Origin of the sequence: Candidatus Flexicrinis affinis, assembly GCA_016716525.1 — a bacterium.
GTDB classification, from domain to species: Bacteria; Chloroflexota; Anaerolineae; order Aggregatilineales; family Phototrophicaceae; genus Flexicrinis; species Flexicrinis affinis.
In genome coordinates this window covers 595,197-616,621 of record JADJWE010000002.1, presented here as the reverse complement: position 1 = coordinate 616,621, position 21,425 = coordinate 595,197, and the positions used below count along the sequence as shown (strand labels likewise).

At 63.9% G+C, this 21,425-nt stretch carries 20 protein-coding genes; 13 read left to right on the top strand and 7 right to left on the bottom strand.

What is annotated here, in order from left to right; translation table 11 throughout:
- Positions 1-2: 2 nt before the first annotated feature.
- Positions 3-1,868, bottom strand: a complete 1,866-nt coding sequence (locus IPM16_11830) for a cellulase family glycosylhydrolase (GenBank protein MBK9123793.1) — start codon at positions 1,866-1,868, stop codon at positions 3-5.
- Positions 1,869-1,929: 61 nt separating this feature from the next.
- Positions 1,930-3,009 (bottom strand): phosphotransferase, encoded by a 1,080-nt coding sequence (locus tag IPM16_11825; protein ID MBK9123792.1) that lies wholly within the window; start codon positions 3,007-3,009, stop codon positions 1,930-1,932.
- Between the two features lie 175 nt (positions 3,010-3,184).
- Between IPM16_11825 and IPM16_11820 the strand changes: the two genes are divergently transcribed.
- The 3 genes from IPM16_11820 to IPM16_11810 all read left to right on the top strand — a co-directional run bounded on the left by IPM16_11820 (position 3,185) and on the right by IPM16_11810 (position 5,873).
- On the top strand, positions 3,185-3,694 hold the full coding sequence (locus IPM16_11820; GenBank protein ID MBK9123791.1) for a hypothetical protein: 510 nt from the start codon (positions 3,185-3,187) through the stop codon (positions 3,692-3,694).
- A gap of 210 nt (positions 3,695-3,904) precedes the next feature.
- The gene (locus tag IPM16_11815; GenBank protein ID MBK9123790.1) at positions 3,905-5,437 is read left to right on the top strand and encodes a hypothetical protein; all 1,533 of its coding nucleotides are present in this window, start codon (positions 3,905-3,907) and stop codon (positions 5,435-5,437) included.
- A 184-nt stretch (positions 5,438-5,621) separates the two neighbouring features.
- Entirely contained in the window at positions 5,622-5,873 is a 252-nt protein-coding gene (locus IPM16_11810; protein ID MBK9123789.1) for a GlsB/YeaQ/YmgE family stress response membrane protein, read from the top strand.
- Positions 5,874-5,930: 57 nt separating this feature from the next.
- Here IPM16_11810 and IPM16_11805 read toward each other — a convergent pair whose 3' ends face one another.
- Genes IPM16_11805 through IPM16_11795 form a run of 3 tightly spaced genes read right to left on the bottom strand, consistent with a single transcriptional unit; the run spans position 5,931 to position 9,674 of the window.
- Positions 5,931-6,851 (bottom strand): TIGR03560 family F420-dependent LLM class oxidoreductase, encoded by a 921-nt coding sequence (locus tag IPM16_11805; protein MBK9123788.1) that lies wholly within the window; start codon positions 6,849-6,851, stop codon positions 5,931-5,933.
- An 18-nt stretch (positions 6,852-6,869) separates the two neighbouring features.
- Positions 6,870-7,877, bottom strand: a complete 1,008-nt coding sequence (locus tag IPM16_11800; protein ID MBK9123787.1) for a 2-hydroxyacid dehydrogenase — start codon at positions 7,875-7,877, stop codon at positions 6,870-6,872.
- 54 nt (positions 7,878-7,931) lie between these two features.
- Entirely contained in the window at positions 7,932-9,674 is a 1,743-nt protein-coding gene (locus IPM16_11795; protein MBK9123786.1) for a GAF domain-containing protein, read from the bottom strand.
- Between the two features lie 242 nt (positions 9,675-9,916).
- Between IPM16_11795 and IPM16_11790 the strand changes: the two genes are divergently transcribed.
- From IPM16_11790 to IPM16_11760, 7 genes are all read left to right on the top strand, one after another.
- Entirely contained in the window at positions 9,917-10,684 is a 768-nt protein-coding gene (locus IPM16_11790; protein MBK9123785.1) for a (Fe-S)-binding protein, read from the top strand.
- Positions 10,681-12,075 (top strand): iron-sulfur cluster-binding protein, encoded by a 1,395-nt coding sequence (locus IPM16_11785; GenBank protein MBK9123784.1) that lies wholly within the window; start codon positions 10,681-10,683, stop codon positions 12,073-12,075. Before IPM16_11790 ends, IPM16_11785 begins: the two co-directional genes overlap by 4 nt.
- Positions 12,076-12,233: 158 nt before the next feature.
- A complete protein-coding gene (locus IPM16_11780) occupies positions 12,234-12,452 on the top strand; it encodes a hypothetical protein (GenBank protein ID MBK9123783.1) in 219 nt (72 codons plus the stop codon).
- A gap of 94 nt (positions 12,453-12,546) precedes the next feature.
- Complete coding sequence (locus tag IPM16_11775) at positions 12,547-12,873, top strand: lactate utilization protein (GenBank protein MBK9123782.1); 327 nt, start codon at positions 12,547-12,549, stop codon at positions 12,871-12,873.
- Between the two features lie 28 nt (positions 12,874-12,901).
- Positions 12,902-14,683, top strand: coding sequence for a response regulator (locus IPM16_11770; protein ID MBK9123781.1), 1,782 nt, complete (start codon positions 12,902-12,904; stop codon positions 14,681-14,683).
- Between the two features lie 69 nt (positions 14,684-14,752).
- Positions 14,753-15,028 carry a MoaD/ThiS family protein gene (locus IPM16_11765; GenBank protein ID MBK9123780.1) on the top strand — a complete coding sequence of 92 codons (276 nt, stop codon included), beginning with the start codon at positions 14,753-14,755 and terminating at the stop codon, positions 15,026-15,028.
- A 2-nt stretch (positions 15,029-15,030) separates the two neighbouring features.
- Entirely contained in the window at positions 15,031-16,140 is a 1,110-nt protein-coding gene (locus IPM16_11760; protein ID MBK9123779.1) for a glycosyl hydrolase, read from the top strand.
- A 3-nt stretch (positions 16,141-16,143) separates the two neighbouring features.
- Here the strand turns inward: IPM16_11760 and IPM16_11755 are convergent, their stop codons facing one another.
- A complete protein-coding gene (locus IPM16_11755) occupies positions 16,144-16,377 on the bottom strand; it encodes a hypothetical protein (GenBank protein ID MBK9123778.1) in 234 nt (77 codons plus the stop codon).
- Positions 16,374-17,054 carry a hypothetical protein gene (locus tag IPM16_11750; protein MBK9123777.1) on the bottom strand — a complete coding sequence of 227 codons (681 nt, stop codon included), beginning with the start codon at positions 17,052-17,054 and terminating at the stop codon, positions 16,374-16,376. The genes IPM16_11755 and IPM16_11750 overlap by 4 nt, the downstream gene beginning before the upstream one ends.
- A 129-nt stretch (positions 17,055-17,183) precedes the next feature.
- Here IPM16_11750 and IPM16_11745 point away from each other — a divergent pair, with 129 nt between their 5' ends.
- The 3 genes from IPM16_11745 to IPM16_11735 all read left to right on the top strand — a co-directional run bounded on the left by IPM16_11745 (position 17,184) and on the right by IPM16_11735 (position 21,289).
- Entirely contained in the window at positions 17,184-18,278 is a 1,095-nt protein-coding gene (locus IPM16_11745; GenBank protein ID MBK9123776.1) for an SDR family NAD(P)-dependent oxidoreductase, read from the top strand.
- A 5-nt stretch (positions 18,279-18,283) separates the two neighbouring features.
- Positions 18,284-19,387, top strand: a complete 1,104-nt coding sequence (locus tag IPM16_11740) for an S-adenosylmethionine:tRNA ribosyltransferase-isomerase (protein ID MBK9123775.1) — start codon at positions 18,284-18,286, stop codon at positions 19,385-19,387.
- A gap of 165 nt (positions 19,388-19,552) precedes the next feature.
- Positions 19,553-21,289: a hypothetical protein gene (locus tag IPM16_11735; protein ID MBK9123774.1), complete on the top strand. Its 1,737-nt coding sequence runs from the start codon at positions 19,553-19,555 to the stop codon at positions 21,287-21,289.
- Positions 21,290-21,425: the final 136 nt, after the last annotated feature.

Genomic DNA, 21,425 nt, shown 5'->3' with positions numbered 1-21,425 from the left:
CGTTAGGCGGAGGTCACCACGACGGTGTGCGTCTCCGGCCCGGCGGGGGCCGTGACGCGTAGCACCTGTGCATCGGCGTCGTAGTCGAACGTCCCGCCGCCTGCGTCGACCTTTACCCCGTTTGGATATTGAAACGACGGCACAAAGATCTCGGTCGGAGCCGTCACCGCCGGGTCAGGCCTGTACGTGAACTCGAACCGGCGCGTGTGCAGGTCGAAGTGCATCGACACCGGATCGCCCGCCGTCCTACGCGCATACGGGCGCACGATCGCGTTCAGGCCGCGCCCGCCGGCGTGAACATCGTCTTGCCACGGCTTGTCCTGCTGATCGCGGCTGAAGATCGACAGGTCTTCGTCGTTCCACAAGTCGCCGCGCTCGTTGGAGTTGTCCGGCGTGTAGTTCCAGATCGTGCAGTTGAGCAGGTTGGCGTCCATTGCGTTGTAGTACATATCGAGCGCGGCGGTCTGCACCGAGAAGTCACCGCTGCGATACGCCGACTTGTCGTCGAGGTCGAACGGCACACCGAACTCGCCGACCACGGTCGGGATGTTGGCGTCTTTGACGTGCGCGAGCTGTTGGACGAACAGCGCTTGCACGTTCTCCGGCCCGAAGACCGGCTGGCGCGTCTCGATATCGACGGTGAACTCGTCCGAGAACGTCTTGAGAAACAGGGTCAACGAGTCGTACCAGTGGGCCGCGTTGACCGCGTTGCCGGGGTCGTCCGGACCCCACTTGGGGTGCGGCGTGGCCGGCGCGCCTTCGAGGAACAGGAACGCGCGCGGGTCGACCTGACGGATCTCGTGGATGAACCGGATCATGAACGGCTTCATGTAGTCGTGGATCGGGTCGACCGCGCTGCCGTCGGGCTTGCGCGCGAAGTGGTCCGCACGCAGAACGACCGGCGACCCGCCCGCGTCATCCCACACGCCGTTCTGCTTCCACACGCAGGTGTATCCTGACTTCCACAGGCTCACGCTGTTCGGATTGATGCGCACGGTGTCGACCTGCTTGGCGCCCTCGAATCCCATTTCGAAGACGGGGACGTCCTGCGGGTAGCCGGATGCCAGCAGCATCGACTGGAACGGTGTCGGCATCGGCCCCATCTGCAGCAGGCCGGGGTACGGCGCGCCGACATCCTGAATCCCGAGGTAGCCCGGGCCCGGTTCGTTCAGGCTGTCGTAGCCGACGACGTTTGGCAGGTCCTTCAGGCGTTCCGCGACCTGTTTGACGGCGTCGATATAGTGACCCTGCAAGTACTCCTGCACGGGCACGCCGTCGACCTGCGTGGCGGGCGCAAAGTCGTTCCCGCCGAAGAACAGTGTGAACATCGTGCCCGCGCCGAGGCGTGAGTAGTTGCTCGGCCAGATCATGCGCGGGAACGGGTCGCCGTGCGTCTGGTGATTGATCGCCGCGCCGGTCGTGTGCAGCTTGGCGATGTCGATACCGACGGCGTCGAACGTCCATGAGGGCGCGCCGTCACCGCCCGTCCAACGGCTCCACACGTCCTGATGCGGGTCGATGAATACGTCGATTCCGTGCTCGCCGGCCTTCTGGACGACCGCGCGCAGGTAATCGAGATAGGCTTCGTCGTACTGCCTGGGTCCGGCGTGTTCGATGGCCTCCCACGTAATGAGGAGGCGCAGGAACGTCATGCCCCACGCCTTTAGCCGCGTGAAGTGCTCGTCGGCCTCGTCGAGCGGGAAGGGGCGGCCCACGAACGACACGTCTCGCCCGTTGAAGAACCCCTCACTGCGATAGGTCGCACCGTTTGGCGTGACGGGTACCTTCGTCGCGCCGCTCAGGTTCGCGCCGCGCAGGATGAGCCGGCGGCCCTCGTCGTCCTTGAACCAAATACCGTCTATCTTCATGGCGCCCTCCGATTTCTGCGATGACAACACACGTCGAGTCTAGCGCGTCGGGCTGGTTCCGCTAGTACAGCGCCGCGCAATCGTGGTCGTCCATTGCGGTCAGCGTCCGCTGCAGCATCGGCATCCACCATTCCATCGTGTCCCGGCGCAGTTCGGTCCGGCACCACTCGGTCGCCACATACACGCAGATCGGGATGCACAGCCGGTAGTCTGACCACAGTTGATCCCACCCGTAATCGACCACGCCGCGCTCGATCAACTGGGCGTGGTAGCGCGCCAGCACTGGCTGTTCGAACTCGCGGCGCAGTTGCGTATCCCACTTCAGCACCATCGTGTAGGCCAGATCGTAGACGCCCAGCCACGTCGTCAGGCCCCAATCGAATGGCTGTCGATCGACGACATACAGCGGCCGGTCGCCGTCGCGCGGGATCAAGATGTTGGACAGGTTTGCGTCGCCGTGGATGAGTGTGAACCCGTTCAGATCGGCCGAACGCTCGACCAATGCCTGCGGATGGCGCGCGAACGTGTCGCGGATCAGCGCCGGCCAGTGGGCTGCAAGCTGATCGGCGCAGCCCTCGATGATGAACTCCGACCCGGCCAGTGCGATCTCGGCATAGCGGCGAACGTGGGAGGCATCGTGAATCAGTGCTCCGGCGGCCTCAAGACGCGCCGCGCCCCAATACGGCGCGTGCAGCGCGGCCATGGCATCCGCCAGCGCGAAGCCGTGTTCCAGCGTCGGCGCGCGTTCGTACGAAGGCATGTGCGTGTCGGACAGATCATCGAGTAGGATGTGATAGCGGTGCAGCGCCGCCGAATACGCGCCGTCGTAGCAGTGCGGGATCGGAACGCCTTCGACGCCGACGTAGTCGCGCACGTAGTAGTCGACCTCGGACGGGCCGAAATACTCGTCCTCGTCAACCTGTGCGTTGACCAGCTTGAGGAACAGCTTGCGGGGTAGGGTGCCGCGGGCATCGGTGGAGTAGGTGACACCCAGCTTGACGCCGGTCGAGAGTTCTCGCTCGTTGACGTTCATGTCGAGCGCGGTGACCTCGCCTTGCTGCAGCGCACCGTCTCGGCGCAGTATTTCGGTGAGTCGCTCCGGGGTAATCTGGCGAATATCAGTAATGACACGGTCAGGCACGTCTGCCTCCCATTCATGAACATCATCCCGGTTCGCCGTGTTTCCAGTGTAGTCTAAATCGCGCGGTTTGGGCCACATCCCCAGGCGTTGGGGATGCGGCACGCGTTGACGCGCGGCGAAACACATTTCCCCATACAATATAGGCATTACGTTTGGTGAGGCAGGGAGGAGAAACATGAGCGGCATCCTTCCGTGGGTGTTCGGTGCTTTCATGCTGGTCGGCACCGGTTATTTCGTCTTCAGCATCTTCTTCGGCGACGTCACCGATTCGGGCGACGGCGGGGACGGCGATTTCACGCTCCTGCTGATCGCGGCGTTCTGCTCCGGTTTCGGGGCAATGGGCTTGCTCGGCACGTCGTCAGGGTGGTCGGTGCTGGTCACTGTCCTTGTGGCAGCGGTGTTCGGTTACACGATCGGCAAGGCCGCGATCTTCGTGCTGCGGTGGGTGATGCGCCAGCAGACGACCGACAGTATCCCGGTCCAGCGCGAGCTGATCGGTATGAGTGCGCGCGTCACCATCGAGAGCGCCCCCGGCAAGACCGGCGAGGCGATGATCGAGAGCGGTGCGTTCGTCACGCGCTCGGCCGTGAAAGAGGTCAACGGCGTGGCGCTGCATCGCGGCGACATCGTCGAAGTCGTCAATGTCGAAAGCGGGCTGCTGTATGTGAAGAAGAAGAATGGGTAAGGGCAGGTTCAGGAGTCAGTAGACAGTTGTCAGTCACGCCTATCGCTGATGTGTAGGGGTGACCTGCCGGGTCGCCCGGGCTAGACGACGCGCAATACTGTCGAATAGGTCGGCAGGTTCCCATCGCTGGAGACGCAGGGGTACGGGTTCGCTGCAAACCACATTTCGTTAATCGGTGCCGTGTGGCACAGGGACGGTAGGAGGGGTGCGATGGAAGGTTCTGGTCTGTTGATTGTCGGTGCAGTCGTACTGGTGGTCGTCATCGCGTTGATCACCTTGATCACGCGTCAGTACCACCGCGTTCCACCCAGCGAGGTCATGGTGGTCTACGGCCGCCAGAACGCGCGCATGATTACCAACGGCGGCGTGTTCGTCGTCCCGCTGCTCGAGACGTACAAGAAACTGGACATTACGATCATTACCATCAAGCAGGAAAAGGACGAGGTCTACACCGAGCGCGGCGTGCCGATCAAGCTCGACTGGGTCGCGCAGGTGCAGATCGACCCCGAGGAGACCGCGCTGCGCACGGCTGCGCGGGCGTTCCTCGATAAGACGCGCGAGGAGGTGCGGCAGATCATCGCCGAGACGCTGAGTGCCAACTTCCGCGCGATCGTCGGCCAGCTCAGCGTCGAGGAGATTCACCGCGACCGCGACTCGTTCGTGCAGAAGGTGCAGGACCTCGCCCGTGACGACATGGCCGCGATGGGCATTAAGATGCTGTCGATGGGCATCGAGGAGATCACGGACGATCAAGGCTATCTGACGGCGATGGCCGCTCCGCAGATCGCGGCGATCAAGCGCGATGCGCAGATCGCGGAAGCGGAGGCCGAGCGCGAGGCCCGCGTCAAATCCGCCGACGCCCGCCGGACGGCGGAGCAGGCGGAGCTGGACTCGCTGCGCGAAATTCTCGCCCAGCGCGAGGCGTTGAACATCCGCGAGGTCGAAGTGCAGAAGCGCGTCGGCTTGGCAAACGCCGCGTCCGAGCAGGAAGTGCAGAAGCAGAAGGCGCTCGCGGTCGAGCAGCAGCAGGAAGCCGAAGTGCTGGTCCCGGCGCGCGCCAAGCGGCAGGCGACCGAGATCGAGGCCGAGGCTGCGCGTCAGAAAGCGACGATCGAGGCGACAGCCAATGCCGAGGCGACCCGCATCGGCGCACAGGCAACCGCGGAAGCTACGCGCATCCGCGCTGAGGCCGAAGCGAAGGCCACGCAGGATCGCAGCCGTGCCGAAGCCGACGCGCTTCGTGCCATGAAAGAGGCCGAGGCTGCCGGTCAGAAGGCGCAAGCAGAAGCCGTTCAGGCCCATAAGCTGGCCGAGGCGGAAGGCGACAAGGCCAAGCTGCTCGCCGAAGCCGAGGGCCGGCGCGAACTGGCCGCTGCCAGCAGCGCGGAAGGCGAGATCAACCTGCGCCAGTTCTTGATCGAGCAGGTGACGCATGCAGAGATCGCCAAGGCCGAGGCCATCTCGAAGGCACTGGCCGGACTGGGTAACAATGTCCGGATGGTCAACTTCGGGAATGGCTCGAACGGTGGGTCCGGCAGCACGTTCATGGACTTCCTGATGGGCATCCCGGAAGCGGCCGAGGTGCTGCGCGCCAAAGTCGAGGCGCTCAGCGGGGACGACATCGAGCAGACTGCGCTGCGCATCGCCGGTATGTTCAACGCTATCCGTACGGCGGGAACCGGCGCGAACCTCACGCCGTCGCCCGCGCCGCTGCGCCCTGACGATCCGGCGCCGGAGGCATAGTTCAGAGCACGATAGGCCCGTTCAGAAACGAACGGGCCTATGCAGTTTTGGGCCATCTCGGGTAAGGCAGTATGGGTCGACTGGCTGATTACTGGCCGGTCACCGCTGCGGTACATTTGAGATACGCTACCGTTGACGGTGTTGGTGACGCCGTCGCGCAGACTTAGGAGATGGCAGCATGTTGGTGAATATCCTCGTTTGGATCGTCGTTGGCGCCATCGCTGGTTGGCTTGCTGGCATGATCATGGGCAACCCGCAGGGCCTCATTATGAACATCATCCTCGGAATCGTCGGCAGCTTCGTCGGCGGCTGGGTTATTGGCCTGTTGACCGGCACCGATTTCGAGACAACCGGCCTGAGCGTCTTACACATCGTCACGGCAACTATCGGCGCGATTATCGTGATCGCGGCAGTCAGGTTCCTGCGACGCGCATAGCGCACTGAACCCGTACCGTAATAGAGAGTGCCCCCTCGACCTGAGGGGGCACTTTGGTTAGTGCAGTTGAGGTAGTACGTGGGTCGCCATGTGCTCAAGCCGGTCGATGTCGTCCTGATCGAGCCACTGCAGCATGAACCGCTGCACGCCGGCATCGGCAAACGCGCCGATCTGGTCGACGATTTGCGACGCGGTGCCGACAATCAGGCCGTGCTCGACCAGCTCGGCTTGGCTCCGCCCTGCGGCATTCACGCGCGCTGCCAGCTCGGACGCATCGCGCGCATACTCGACGCGGGTCATGATCGACCGCTTGATCGCGCTTTCGGGCCGCCCGCGCTCGGCGAGCAGGTCGTTCAAGCGGGCGTTCCGCTCGCGGTAAGTGGACGGGTTGATGAACACGCCGTTCCACTCGTCGGCATAACGCGCCACCAGCGGCAGAGTCTTGTTCGGCCCATTGCCGCCGATCAGCACCGGCGTCTTGCGCTTGGGCTTGGGCAGCAGCAGGGCGTTTTCGAGCGAGAAGTGCTTGCCGTGGTAGGTCGCCGGTCCGTCGCCGTCCAACAGCAGTCGCGTGACCTCCAACGCGTCCGAGAACATTTCGAAGCGCGTGGCGCGGTCGTAGAACGGCACACCGAACATCCGGTGTTCGCCCTCGTGCCAGCCCGCGCCCAGCCCCAACGACAAGCGCCCGCCGCTCAAATCGTCGACCTGCGCGCCCATACGTACGGTCATCGACGGGTGACGGAACGTAACCGGCGCCACCATCGGCCCGAACTCGATGCGCTTGGTGAGAGTCGCGGCGTACGTCAGCGACACCCACAGCTCGAGTGAGTCCTTAGTCGGCGGGTCGGTGAATGCGAAGTGGTCGGAACGGAATACGAACGCATAGCCGAGGTCTTCCGCCGCTTGCAGGATGCGCGTCCAGCGTTCCCAATTCAGGCCGTCCTGCCCCTCGATCATGATGCCGATCTGTACCATGCGTGTCCTCCTTTTGAATTAGCGTTTGACGCGTTCGATGCCGACCGCGTTTTCCGCGGACTTGCCGGCGGCAAACAGCGCGATGTTGCGCATCGTCGTTTCGGCGATATTCTGCAGCGCGTTACGCGTGAAGAATGCTTGATGACTGGTAATCAACACGTTCGGAAACGTCATCAGCCGCGCCAACGTGTCGTCTTTGAGGATTTGCCCCGATAGATCTTCAAAGAAGACATCGGCCTCCTCCTCGTAGACGTCCAATCCCAAATACCCGATCCGGCCGGACTTGAGCGCCTCGATGACGTCGAGGGCGTCGATCAGCGCGCCGCGGCTTGTGTTGACGATCATCACGCCGTCCTTACACACGGCCAGTGTCTCGGCGTCGATCAAATGGCGCGTCTCCGGAGTCAGCGGGCAGTGCAGCGTGATGATGTCGCAGTGCGTGAGCAGGTCGTCCAGCGCGACGTACGATCCACCGAGGCGTTCGACCTCCGGGTTCGGGTAGGGGTCGTAAGCCAGTACCTTGCAGCCGAACCCGGCCATGATACGGATGACCACTTGTCCGATTTGGCCGGTTCCGATGACGCCGACGGTCTGGCCATGCAGGTCGAACCCCAGCAAGCCGTCGAGCGAGAAATTGCCTTCGCGCACGCGGTTGTGTGCACGGTAAATCTTGCGGTTGAGCGACAACATCATGGCGACCGTGTGCTCGGCCACCGCGTAGGGGGAGTAGGCGGGAACGCGCACCACTGTCATCCCGTGTTCTTCGGCAGCGTGCAGGTTCACGTTGTTGAAGCCGGCGCACCGCAGTGCGATCAGCTTGACGCCCTCGGCGGACAATCGCTCGATTACTTCGGCGTCGAGCACGTCGTTGACGAATACGCACACGCCGTCATAGCCGGCAGCGACTTGAACCGTCTCGCTGGTCAGGCGCGTCTCGAAGTACTTCAGCTTGAAATCATGAAACCCGTTTGCGGCTTCGAGAAACTGGCGGTCGTACGGTTTGGTGCTGAATACGGCAATTCGCATAGCGCTTCCCTCGCTAAACACGACTTACGATAGTGGAACTAACTTGTGCGCTCCTCAGCCGGCACGCCCGGAGTCTGGCCCAACTGGGATGATGATGATGAACTCCGTGCCTTCGCCCGGCCGGCTGTAGAACTCGATCCGCCCCTGTAGGCGTTCGACCAACCGCTTGACGGTATACAACCCCGCGCCGATCCCCGGTACATTGGGCAGGTTGTAGGCTCGGAAGAAGCGCTCGAAGATGTACGGCTGTGCGTCCTCCGGGATTCCGATGCCATGATCGCGCACGGTGATCGCCAGCAGGCGCGGATCGCTGCTCGTCCCCGATCCGCGCAGCGCCAGCTTGAACGTGACCACCGTCCCGGTCGTGCTGAACTTGAGCGCGTTCGAGAGCAGATTTTCGACGATCATGCCCAGCGCGACAGTGTCGGTGCGGACGGCCGGCATGTCCGGCGGCGCGTCGACGTGAATGATACGACCCTCGAACTCCTCGTGCATGCGCGCCGAAATCTCATGCGCAAATTCCGGCAGCGACACCTTCTGGATCGACGGGATCAGATCGGCGTCCGGGTCTTCAAGCATTTGCACGCCGCGGTCGAGCACGCTGGAGATGTGCCGGACGGACGCGCGCATGCGCTGATAGTGTTCGATCGGGTCGGACCGCGCGCCATGCCGCTGCAGCATCTCCAACGACGACAGCACGATCGACAGCGGTGTACGGAATTCGTGTGACATGGTCGTGATGAATCGCTGCTGCAAGGCCGTCACGGCCTGTTCGCGTTCCAGCGACCGCAGCACCGACTGCTCGGAATCGCGCAGGGCGGTGATGTCGCGCGCGACCACACTCCAATTCTCTTTCGTGCTTGCGACGGGGATGTGTACGTTGACCGTCACCGACATTGGAATCTCGGCCCCGTCGTGGCGGCGGAGGTACAGGTCGCCGCTCCATTCGCCACCCCGCGACGCGTCCGGCACGGCGACGGACTTGAAGAACTCGAGCACTTCGCCGTCCAAGAAATCGACGCAGTTGGCCGTGCCGCGATACGAGAGCAGATCCACGCCGAAGAATGCGCCGGCGGCAGGGTTGAGGTACAGCAGATCGCCGTTGGAGTCGGCCACCCACACCACATCGGAGGTCGAGGCAAGCGCGGCAACCAACGGCTCGCCGATCTGCGCAAGGCGCTGATAGAGCAGGGCTTTGGTAGCGCCGTCGGCGTCGAGGGCGCGGATGTCCGCCGTTCGTTCGACCAGCGGGCCGGTATCGACCACCGGTTCCTCGCCTGAGTCGGCGTAGATGGCGGCCCGCAGGTGGATTTCGGTGACGGCGCATTCGGCGATGTCGCTCACGACTCGCAAGTCCTCTTCCGACCAGCGCCGCGGCCGGCGATCCGCGACTGCGAGCACCGCCAGCGTAAAGCCGTCGACGGTGGTCAGCGGGACGCCGAGATATGCGGTGAACCCCGGATCGCGGACCGCGTCGTAGTCGCGCACGAGCGCGCTCTTGCGGGCGTCGTCGATCACCAGCGGCTCGCGCGTGGCGATTACGTGCGGACAGTACGAATGTGTCAAACCCCAGATCGCCCGGCCGGGCCACTTGCCGGTCAGGCCGTGGGCTCCGGCGAACGTCATGCGATCGATGTCGACCAGCGTCACGATCCCGATCGGGGCCTTTACGAGCCTTGCCGCCAGCGACGCCAGACGGTCGAACGCAGGCTCGGTTGCACCGCGCGCTGGAAACAACGTGCGAAGCACGTTCAGGCGTTCGGGGTCGGCCAACAGCTCCGGATCGGCGTTGGGCATGCACCGTTCTTTCAGTCAAGCGAGCGATCGAGCGCAAGGCGCAAGGTTGGGCCGCGGCGTGCCGCGCTCGGTGAACAGGCGGAGTCTACCAAAATCTACACGTCTTGGCACGTTCGGCGCCATTGGTGTGCCGCGTGATTGCGCCGTCGGTCACGGCTGGCTATCATCGGACCAGACGCCCGCCCGAATGGGCGACCGGCGACGGATGCAATCGAAGGAGAGGGCGGTGGCTGAACCCAACCGTGAGTCCCCCAAAGGGAAAGACCGTCAGTCTGTTCGTGACCTGTATCGTGGACATGATGTATCCCCAGACGGGCATGTCGGTCGTGACGATTCTCGAGCGCCTCGGCGTCAACGTCGTGTTCCCGATGGCGCAGACGTGCTGCGGCCAACCGGCGTTCAACAGCGGCAACCGGCGCGAAGCGGCGCGCGTCGCCAAGCAGTTCTTGCGCGCGTTCGACGGGGCCGAGGTCATTGTCACGCCGTCCGGCTCGTGCGCGGCGATGGTGCGGCACGAGTTTCCGTCGCTGTTCGCTGGAGACACATTGTGGGGGCCGCGCGCCGAGCGTGCCGCGTCGATCACGTGGGAATTCAGCGAGTACTTGGTCGACGGGCTGGGGATCACCGACCTCGGCGGACGGCTGAACGCGCCGCGCAAAGTCGGTCTGCACGATAGTTGTCACGGTCTGCGTGTGCTCAAATTGGGCGGTCAGGCGCGCGCGCTGATCGGTGAGGTCGAGAATGCCGAGCTTTCGGAGGTGCCGGACTGCGACAACTGCTGTGGGTTCGGCGGGCTGTTCGCGGTTAAGATGGCCGACGTCAGCGGTGCGATGCTGCAAGACAAGGTCAAGAGCATCACCGGCTCCGAGGCGGACGTAGTTGTGACCGGCGACGCGAGCTGTATGACGCAGATCAACGGCGGGCTGGCGCGCAGCGGATCGGCGGTGCGATGCGTCCACCTGGCCGACCTGCTGGCCGAGTCGCTTGAAGGTCAGGAGGCGCCGAAATGAAGATCGAGTCCAACAACTTCGTCGATCTGGCGTCGATCGCCGTCCGCAACACCGACCAGCAGACCGCCGTCCGGCGCGGCACGCGCAATGCCTACAACAACCGGCAGGCGGCGTTCACACAGTTCGGGTACGAGCACGGCCAGAAGCTGCGCATGCAAGCTGCAGCCGCTAAACGCCGCGCGCTCAAGTCGCTGCCGGACCTGCTCGAAGAAGCCGAAGCGCGCATGAAAGAGAACGGAATCACCGTGCTTTGGGCCGAGGATGCCGCTGAGGCCCGCCGCCACGTGCAGGAGATCGCGGCGCGGCATCAGGTCAAGCGGATCGTCAAGTCCAAGTCGATGCTGAGCGAGGAGATCGCGCTCAACGGCGCGTTGGAAGGCGCGGGCCTCGACGTGGTCGAGACCGATCTTGGCGAGTACATCGTGCAGATCGGCGGCGAACACCCGAGCCACATCGTTGCGCCGATCATCCACAAGAGCAAAGAGAGCATCCGCGACCTGATGGTCGAGAAGCTGGGCATGCCGTTTACCGACAACTCCGGCGAAATGGTCGCTTTTGCCCGCCAACGCCTGCGCCCGATCTACCTCGACGCCGACATGGGCATCAGCGGCGGTAACTTCATCATTGCAGAAACCGGCACAGTTACGCTCGTTACCAACGAGGGCAACGGGCGCCTGTGTACGTCGGCGCCGCGGGTGCATGTCGCACTGGTCGGTATCGAGAAGATGGTCGAGACCGTCGAGGACTACGCGCTGCTTACGCAGGTTCTGCCGCGTGCCGGTACCGGTCAACACATGGCAGTCTACACCTCGATGATCAACGGCCCGCGCCGGACCGACGAGCCCGACGGGCCGGAAGCAGTGTACGTCGTCCTCGTCGACAATGGCCGCAGCAAGGTGTACGCGACCAAATACGCCGAGGTGTTAAGCTGCGTCCGCTGTGGATCGTGCCAGAACGCATGCCCTGTCTATCGTTCCACAGGCGGCGGCGCCTACGGATGGGTGTATGGTGGGCCGATCGGGGCGGTGCTGACGCCGCTGTACGTCGGGCTTGAGAACGCCGAACCGCTGCCGTATGCATCCAGCCTGTGCGGTGCGTGCAAGCAGGTCTGTCCGGTGGATATCGACCTGCCGCGCATGCTGCTCGACCTGCGCCACGACATGACCGTGCGCGGCCACGGCAGCAAGCTCTACGGATTCGGCCTCTGGGCGTGGTCGATCACGCAGCGAACAGCGTGGAGTTACCGGCTTACGGCATGGGCCGCGCGAGTCGGCCAGAAGATCATGGGTCGCTGGCATCCGGGGCCGATCGGGGCGTGGGCCAAATATCGTGACCTTCCCACGTTCGCGCCCAAGACCTTCCGCCAACTTTGGGCGGAAAGAGGGAAGTGATGAGGGAAGACGTCAGGAATCAGGTGTCAGTTGTCAGGAACCGGCGGCGCGCAAGTCTGTAGGGGCGACCCGCCGGGTCGCCCGCCGACAATGGCGACAGACCGATCGGTCGAATCCCCCTCTCCCTGAGGGAGAGGGGCTAGGGGTGAGGGTATCCAATGATGTCGAGCAGAGAATCCATCCTGAAACGCCTGCGCGCGGTAACAAATCCGGCGCTGAACATCCCTGCCACCCCCGATCCGGTGCGGGTCGTGCCGATGGCCGACACATCGCCGGATGCGCTCCGCGACGCGTTTTCGGCGGCGGCAGCACGCGTCGGCGTGACGCTGTGGCCGTGCGCTGACGACAAGGCGGCGCTTGGGCGGGTGCTCGAGTGATCGGGGATGACAAACAGGTCATCGCGGGATCCGGATCAGATTTCGCTGGAGGGTTGGCCAGGCGCTCAACGCGCGCGGGATTACGCCCGCCGACGTGCGCGATCCGTCGGCCCGCGTCGGGCTGACTGGTGTCGAGGCAGCACTTGCCGGAACGGGAAGCCTCGTCGTATCGAGCGGGCCGGGAAAACCACGCTTTGCATCACTGCTGCCGCCGGTGCATATCGCGGTGGTTCGCGCCGATCAGATATTGCCGGATGTCGAGGCGTGGTTCGAACAGGTCTCTGCCTCGGGATTGACGCACTTCCGCGAGAGCGCCAACGTCGTGTTTATCACCGGCGGAAGCCGCACGGCCGACATTGCACAGGAACTCATACTGGGTGCGCACGGCCCCGTCGAGGTACATGTCGTGCTGATCGGGTAGCGCGATTCAGATCGCGTATACTTAGGGCATGAATACGCCCGCTGACCTCGCCCGGCGCAACGCCGAACTCTCCGTATTGAATCAAATCGCGCAGGCGCTCAACGCCGAGCTGGACGTGCAGCGCGCCTTGCGTACCACGCTCAGCCTTGTCGTGCGGTTGATGGACCTGCAGACCGGGTGGGTGTGGCTGACCGACGATGACGGCGCAAACGCGCGCCTCGCCGTGCATCAGAACCTGCCGCCGGCGCTGGCCGACCATCCGCACCGCATGAAGGGCACCACGTGGTGTACGTGCATCGACGACTACGAGTCCGGCGAACTGTCCGGCGCGTCGAACATCAGCGTGATCAAGTGCTCGCGCCTGAAGGACACGATGACCGGCACCGACGGCTTGCGCTATCACGCAACCGTGCCGATCGACGCGCACGGCAAGAAGCTCGGCCTGATCAACGTCACCAGCGCCGACGAGCGCGCGCTCAATGCCGACGAACTGCGCCTGCTGGCGACCATCGCCGACATGCTCGGCGTGGCGATCGAACGGGCGAGGCTGTTCCGCCGCAGTGCCGAAACCGGCGCCGCCGAGGAGCGCGTGCGGATCGCCCGTGAATTCCATGACACGCTGGCGCAGGACTTGACGTCGATCGCGCTCCAGCTCGAGACCGCTGATGCCGTCCTTGAGTCGGTCGACGGCGGCGAGCGCGTCCGTTCGATCGTGCAGCAGGCGTTAGGCCGCGTGCGGCACGGGCTGGACGAGACCCGCCGGTCGGTCATGGACCTGCGCGCTTCGCTGCTTGACGGGCGAACGCTCTCCGACGTGATTTCGACGCTGGCGCGTGATTACGGCGGGCGCTTTAACTTTGATGTCGAACTGCAGCTCACCGCGATCGACCTGCCGCCGCACGTCGAGAACGGCTTCATCCGCATCATGCAAGAGGCGCTGTCCAACATCGCCCGCCACGCGCAGGCGTCGACCATCACTGTCGCTTGCGCTGAGCCGCGGCAAGGTCAAGCTGTCGATCGCCGACGATGGTGTCGGGTTCGATCCCGAACTAGCGCCGTCGGATCGTTATGGGCTGACCGGTATGCGCGAGCGCGCCGGTCTGCTTGGCGGGCGTTTTCGGCTGACGTCTGCGCCCGGGCGGGGGACGCGTGTCGTGGTCGAAGTGCCGGTGGGGGATGTATGACCATTCGCATTCTTGTCGTAGACGATCATCCCGTGGTGCGCGACGGCCTGACGATGGTGCTCGGCACGCAGCCCGATTTCGCCGTTGTGGGCGAGGCGGCGGACGGGCAGCAGGCGGTCGAGCAAGCCTGCGCGCTGCGGCCTGACGTCATCCTGCTCGACCTCGAGATGCCCGGCGTGGACGGGCTCCACGCGCTGACTCAACTGCGCCAGCGCGCGCCGGACGTGCGCGTGATCGTGTTCACCGCCTTCGACACTGACGAACGTATCGTCAAGGCGGTCGAAGCGGGTGCGAAGGGCTACCTCCTCAAGGGGGTGCCGCGCGGCGAATTGTTCGAGGCCGTGCGGGTCGTCGCTGGCGGAGGCTCGCTGCTGCAACCTGTCGTGGCGTCCAAGCTGCTGCGTCAGCTCAGCGCGCCGCCGGCCGAAAGCCTGACCGAACGCGAAATGGACGTGCTGCGCTTGTTGGCCAAGGGGCATCTCAACAAAGAAATCGCGGCCGCGCTGGTCATCACCGAACGCACCGTCAAGTTCCACATCAGCGCCATCTTGGGCAAGCTCAGCGCCGGGAACCGGACCGAGGCGGTGCGTATCGCGGTTCAGCGCGGACTGGTTCGCCTCGACTGATCGCCGCTGGTTGACAGAATTCGCACTTTTGTTCTACACTGCAACCAGATGACTGACGGGAAACAGTCAATGCCACGCGCCCGATTCACGTCACATCTGCAGAAGTTCTTCCCAACGCTCGAACAAGGGATCACCGTTCAAGGCGATACCGTGGCGGACGTCGTGCAGGCGCTCGACGCGCGCTATCCGGGAATCGCGTCATATTTTGTCGACGAACGCGGTGCCTTGCGCAAGCACGTCAACGTCTTCATCGGCGACGAGTTCGTGCTGGATCGCACGACGTTGGCCGACCGCGTCAAAGAGGATCAAGTCGTATTTTTCATGCAGGCACTTTCGGGGGGATAGTTATGGGCGACCTGTTGATACTCGGCACGCGCAAGGGACTGCTGCAGTACGAACGGCACAACGGCGCGTGGCGCTACAAGAGCGAGAGCTTCCGTGCTCAGCCCGTGAGCTACGCAATGCGAGATCCGCGTACCGGCACGCTGTGGGCGGGCCTCGACCATGGCCATTGGGGGCAGAAACTGCACCGGTCAGACGACGTGGGTGCAATGTGGCAAGAAGTTCCCGTGCCGGTGTTTCCCGACGGTGCCGTACAGAGTGTCGGTTTTCCCGGGGGCGATCGGCGCGAGACGCCGGCTAAGCTCAGCTATATCTGGATCATCCAGCCCGGCGGGGCTGATCAGCCCGAACGTCTGTACATCGGCACCGAACCCGGCGGCTTGTTCCGCAGTGACGACGGAGGCGAGTCGTTTGAACTGGTGCAGTCCTTGTGGGATCGGTCGGAGCGCAGCGAATGGTGGTTCGGCGGTGGGCGCGATCATCCGGGCCTGTGCTCGATCTGCGTCGATCCGCGCGACAGCGCGCACATCGTCGTCGGCATTAGCTGCGGCGGCGTGTATGAAACGCACGACGACGGCGCGACGTGGCATCCGCGCAACAGCGGCCTGTATGCCGACTTTCTGCCCGACCCGACATCCGAGTTCGGGCACGACCCGCACTTCATGTTGATGTCGCCGTCCAACCCGGACGTGCTGTGGCAACAAAATCACTGCGGCGTGTTCCGCAGTATCGACAGCGGGAAGACATGGAAGAACATCTCGCAGCCTGAAGCGCCTGCGTATTTCGGCTTTCCGATTGCGGTTGATCCGCATGATGCAAATACGGCGTGGGTCGTCCCGGCCATCGACTCCGAGTTCCGCATCGCGGTTGATCGCGCGTTGTGCGTGTGCCGCACCGAAGACGGTGGAAATACGTGGGCGGCCCTTCGAAACGGCCTGCCGCAAGGCGCGGCGTTTGACGTCGTGTTCCGCCACGCGCTTGACTTGAGCGGCGACACGCTGGCCTTCGGTACGACCACCGGCAACCTGTACTTATCCAGCGACCGCGGTGAATCGTGGCAGTGCTTGGGCGGCAATCTGCCACCAATCTATTCCGTCCGATTTGCGTCTGCTTAGGTGTTAGTCGGCCAGCATCACGGTCATCGAGAACGCGCCGCTGCGAATTTCGCCGGGTGACAGGATAAACACGCCCGAGCCTTCGATTCCGGCGTCGACGAGGTTGAAACCGTCGTTGACGTTGGTCATCGGCTCAAGCGCGATGAACGGCTGGCCCTCGGGCGCATACAACAGCCAATGCGCAAACACGGGTTCGGCATCGAGCGTAAGAATCACGTCCAGCTCGTCCCAGCTCATGCGTACGCGACCATCGGGATGCGACCGGTCAGCACGTCGTCATAGACGCGGTCGCCCATCGGCCGGGGCTTGACGAAGTTGAGCGCGGGGTCCACCGTGCGAGGCGCGCTGTGCGCCAATGAGTCCAGCAGGTCGAACTGCTGCGTGCACGGAATTTGCAGGGTGGGCGGCGTGTTCGTCTTGACGAAATACGGATGATGGCCGAAGCCGGCAGGGAACGACCGCTTGTCCACGTTGCGAATCTGTAGGTCCCACGTGAAGCGTGGACCGTCCAGCAAATAGCGCACCTGCGCCGTGAACGCGAACGGCCAGTTGATGTCGGTGAAGTCACGGCTATCGAACGTGCACGTTACGGCATGATTTGACTCTTTGACGACCTTGAACGGTCGATTGCGCACGTCGCCATGACGGGCGGTGTTGTCCTCCGGCGCGGTGCGCAGTTGATAGCGCTGTCCGGCAGTCTTGAGGACACCTTCGCGGATGCGGTTGCACCACGGCAGCATGATGAAGCTGGCACACTTGGACGCGTTGCCGTAGTCGGCCGGATCGGTCGGGCGCATGACGTCGATCCATGTGCTGCCGTTCCAGAACTGTCCGAACGCGACCGATGCGCCGGTCTCGGGCAGAATTCCGACCTTCCAAGATGCGTTTTCCAGCGTGATTACCCGCTGTGTCATAGTACCTCCGTACCGGTGCCCTCAAGATCGTACACTGTACCAACGTTCAGGGCTAGGCTGTCCTGTCGCGCGATGTGTCCATTGCCGTAGTTGCCATACGCTTGAGTCGTATCGTATGGAGGTTTCACCATGACTCAACGTACCGCACTTATCACCGGTGCCTCGCGCGGGTTGGGACTGGCGCTTGCGCGCGGGCTGGCCGATCGCGGATGGTCGCTGATCCTCGACGCGCGCGGCCAAGACGCGCTGAATTCCGCGGCTGACGAACTGGCCGCCTGCACCACCGTCCGCGCCGTCGCGGGCGATGTCCGCGACTCAGAGCATCGCGCCGCGCTTGCCCGCGCCGCCCGCGAGCTGGGCGGGCTGGATCTGGTCGTCAACAACGCCGGGATCCTCGGGCCGTCGCCACAGCCCCCACTGCTCCAATATCCGCTCGATATTCTAGCCGATGTCTACGCCGCCAACGTGATCGCGCCGCTCGGAGTCCTGCAAGCCGTGCGCGCCGAAATGAACGGGCGCGCGACTGTGATCAACATCAGCAGCGACGCCGCGGTAGTAGGATACCCGGGGTGGGGCGGTTATGGCAGCAGCAAGGCCGCGCTTGAGCAAGTCTCCCGCGTGTTGGCCGCTGAACAGCCCGGTTGGCGCGTGCTGTGGATCGATCCGGGCGACATGCGGACGAAGATGCAGCAGGAAGCGTATCCCGGCGAGGACATTACCGACCGGCCGCTGCCTGAGGAGAGCGTTCCCGGGTTGATCAGGCTGATCGAAGGCGATGCACCGAGCGGGCGTTACCGTGCGCGCGAAGTCGGCGCAGAGCCGGTGGCCAAGCCGCACGGATGGCTCAACCTCGTGCTCAAGACCGACGACTTCGACAAGACGCTCGCATTCTATACGGAGGGTCTCGGTTACGAAGTCGTCGAACGGTGGGACGCGATTGGTCACGGCGCGATGCTTGAGATCGGCCGCGCAACGCTGGAGATCGCCGACCGCACGCAGGCCGCCGACGTCGATCGAATCGAGACGGGTGGCCCGCAGGAAAACCGTGTGCGTCTTGCGCTCAGCGTCCCGGATATCGCGGCCGATTCCGAGCGCCTGATCGGCAAAGGCGCCGTGCCGGTCAACGGCATCGTCAAGACGCCGTGGGGCCACACCAACCGCCGCATGACCGGCCCGGACGGAATCGCGCTTACATTGTTTCAGCCCTCGCCCGAGGAGCAGTAACCCCAATGCCAACATTTACGACTGAACTCACGAAATCGGTCCGTGCCCTCGACACGTTCGACTTTACGCTGCCCAATGCGCTTGAGGCCAGTGCGCCGCCGGAAGCGCGCGGCCTGCGCCGCGATCAGGTCCGCCTGCTGACGTCATGTACCGGGTGCGACTGCATGGACCACGGGCAGTTTGAGGACATCGGCCAACACTTGCGTGCAGGCGACGTGCTGGCGATCAACACGAGCGCGACGCTCAAGGCCGCTGTGACGGCGATGCGCGAGACCGACGGCGCACCGTTTGTCATCCACTTTTCGACCCGCATGCCCGGCGATCTGTGGACCGTCGAGGTGCGCGTTCCGGATGGCGGTACGACGCGGCGCTGGTCGTCGGCAAAGCCGGGAGAACGATATGTCTTGCCGGAAGGCGGCATCGCGCAGCTGCTCACGCCGTATGCACCGGTTCAGCGGCAGGTCGGGAGCGATGTTCGGCTGTGGGTGGCCGTGCTCGATCTTCCGCTGCCTGTGCTTGACTACCTCGATCGCGTCGGCCGGCCGATCCGCTACAGCTACGTGCCTGATGCGTGGGACATCGGTTACTACCAGACGGTGTACGCCAACAGCCCCGGCAGCGCCGAGATGCCGTCCGCAGGCCGCGCCTTTACGCCCGACCTGATCACCGCGTTGACGGCGCGCGGGGTGCAGTTCGCTCCACTCGTGCTGCATACCGGCGTCGCCAGCCTCGAAGAGAACGAACCGCCGTATGAGGAGCAGTTTCACGTTCCGGCCTCGACCGCGGCGCTCGTCAACGCGGCACGCGGGGCAGGGCGTCGCGTGATCGCCGTGGGGACAACGGTTGTCCGCGCGCTCGAAGCGGTCACCGATGACGACGGCGTCACACATCCCGGCGAGGGATGGACGGACGTTGTGATCTCGCCGGAGCGCGGGGTGCGCGCGGTCGACGGCTTGATTACCGGCTTTCACGAGCCGCGCGCGTCGCACCTTGCGATGTTGGAGGCGCTCGCGCCGCGTGCCCACCTGATGCGCGTGTATCACGAAGCTATCGCCACCGGCTATCTTTGGCACGAATTCGGCGATCTGCATCTGCTGATTCGCGGCTAGGCGGCCTCTGAACCCCGCGTCTCTACCACATTTGAGATCGTTAGAATCCATTCAAAGCGATTGAATTCGTGTTGGACTTGCGGGGTTGTTGTCAGATGTTTAGACATCGCAATAAGGCCTCGCTACCTTCGGAAGGTCGTACCATCTTCCAAGGGGAGGTCTAGCATGACCCGTTCCACGATACGTACCCTGTTGGCAGTGCTGCTCGCCGCCCTGCTGATCGCGATCCCTGCCTCGGCGCAGGATCCGGTTGGACCCGGCGAAGGTCAGCCCGTCATCCTCGGCAATTTCGGCGGCGATATCGCCACAACCAACCCCATCCTTCAGTCTGATGGCTCGTCCGAAGACGTCATCGAGCAAATCTACCCGACGTTCATCGACGGTGACCCCGAGACAGGCCTGCCGACACCCGGCGCCGCGGGTTCGATTGCGGTCGACTGGACACTCAGCGACGACAACCGTACGCTGACCGTTAACCTGCGCGACGACTGGACGTGGAGCGACGGCACGCCGATTACGAGCCGCGACGTCAAGTACGCATACGATGCCATCGTCAGCGGTGACGTCGATACGCCGATCGCATCGTTCATCAACACGATCGATTCGCTCGAGACGCCGGACGACTACACGGTCGTCATCAACTTCACCGAGTCGGACTGCACCGCGGTCTTCGTCGCGGCCTCTCTGCCGGTCGTACCTGCGCACTACTTCGAGTCGATCTATCCGTCGTTTGCGGACATGACCACCGAAAACCCGGCCAACCTGAACCCGGAAGTCACTGCCGGACCGTTTAGATTCGCCAATTTCCGTCCGGGCGAACAGGTCACGCTGCTGGCCGACCAAAACTACCCGGACAGCCCGGCCGGCTACGTCGTGCCGGAAGGCTTCGTGTACAAGACCGTGGCCGACCAACTGGTTGAGTTCGAGCAGTTCCTGAACGGACAGATCACCTACTCGAATGCACCGGAGGACCGCGAAGCCGAGGCGCGCGAGCGCGCCGCTAACGGCGAGTTTACGCTGGTCGACGTGCCCGCCGGCGGCTGGCAGGTCATGCTCATCAACCTCGGCAACCCCGAGAACCCGCTCCCCGGCGTCGATGAGGAAGGCAACCTCGTTGAGCAGGATCCGCACCCAATCCTCAGCAGCCTGAACGTGCGCCGCGCCCTCGTGCATGCGGTCAACCATGACGACCTGAACGCCGGCGCGTTTAGCGGCACCGGACGTCCGGTCGGCGGGCCGATGCTGCCACAGTCTTGGGCGTACAACGAGGACATCGAGCCGTATGCGTTCGATCCCGAATTGTCCAAGCAGCTGCTTGACGAAGCGGGCTGGGTGGACGACGACAACGACGTCAACACGCCGCGCGTGGCCACCGATGCCGTGGGCACGGTTCCGGCAGGCACGCCGCTCGTCCTCACGCTGACGTCGTTTGGCGGTAACCCGTCGGTCGATGCGTCCAACGTGCTCATTCAGGATCAGCTCAAGCAGGTGGGTATCCAGCTTGATCTCGACATCATGGAGTTCTCGCCCATGATCGACCGCCTCGTCGCCCAACAGTACGACCTGCTGATGGTGTTCTGGGGCGTGACCGCGACCCGGCCGCAGGACATGTACGACCAGCTCGGGCTGGATGGCGATCTGCCCGGCGCCGGCTTCAACACCGGATCGTTCTACAACGCCGAGTTCGAGGAGATCATGAAGGAAGCGCGCAGCCTGCCCGGCTGTGACGTCGCCGAGCGCAAGGCGCTGTACGACCGCGCGCAGGAGATCATCCACGACAACGTGCCGTACTTCCTCGTCAATACGTCGATCGTTCCGGTGATCGTGCAGAGCACTGTCGAAGGCTTCGAACCCAAGACCAACAGCACGACGTGGAACCTGCCGGCGTGGACGATCCGCTAGCCGACTGATCCAACCACACATCCTGTCCGCCGCCGGTGTCAACGCACACCGGCAGCGGACGTTCGATGCAGTCGCAGACGGCGCAGCTTTCAACCCCGGTCTGGGGCAGCGCCCCACCGGGGACAAGCCTCTGCAA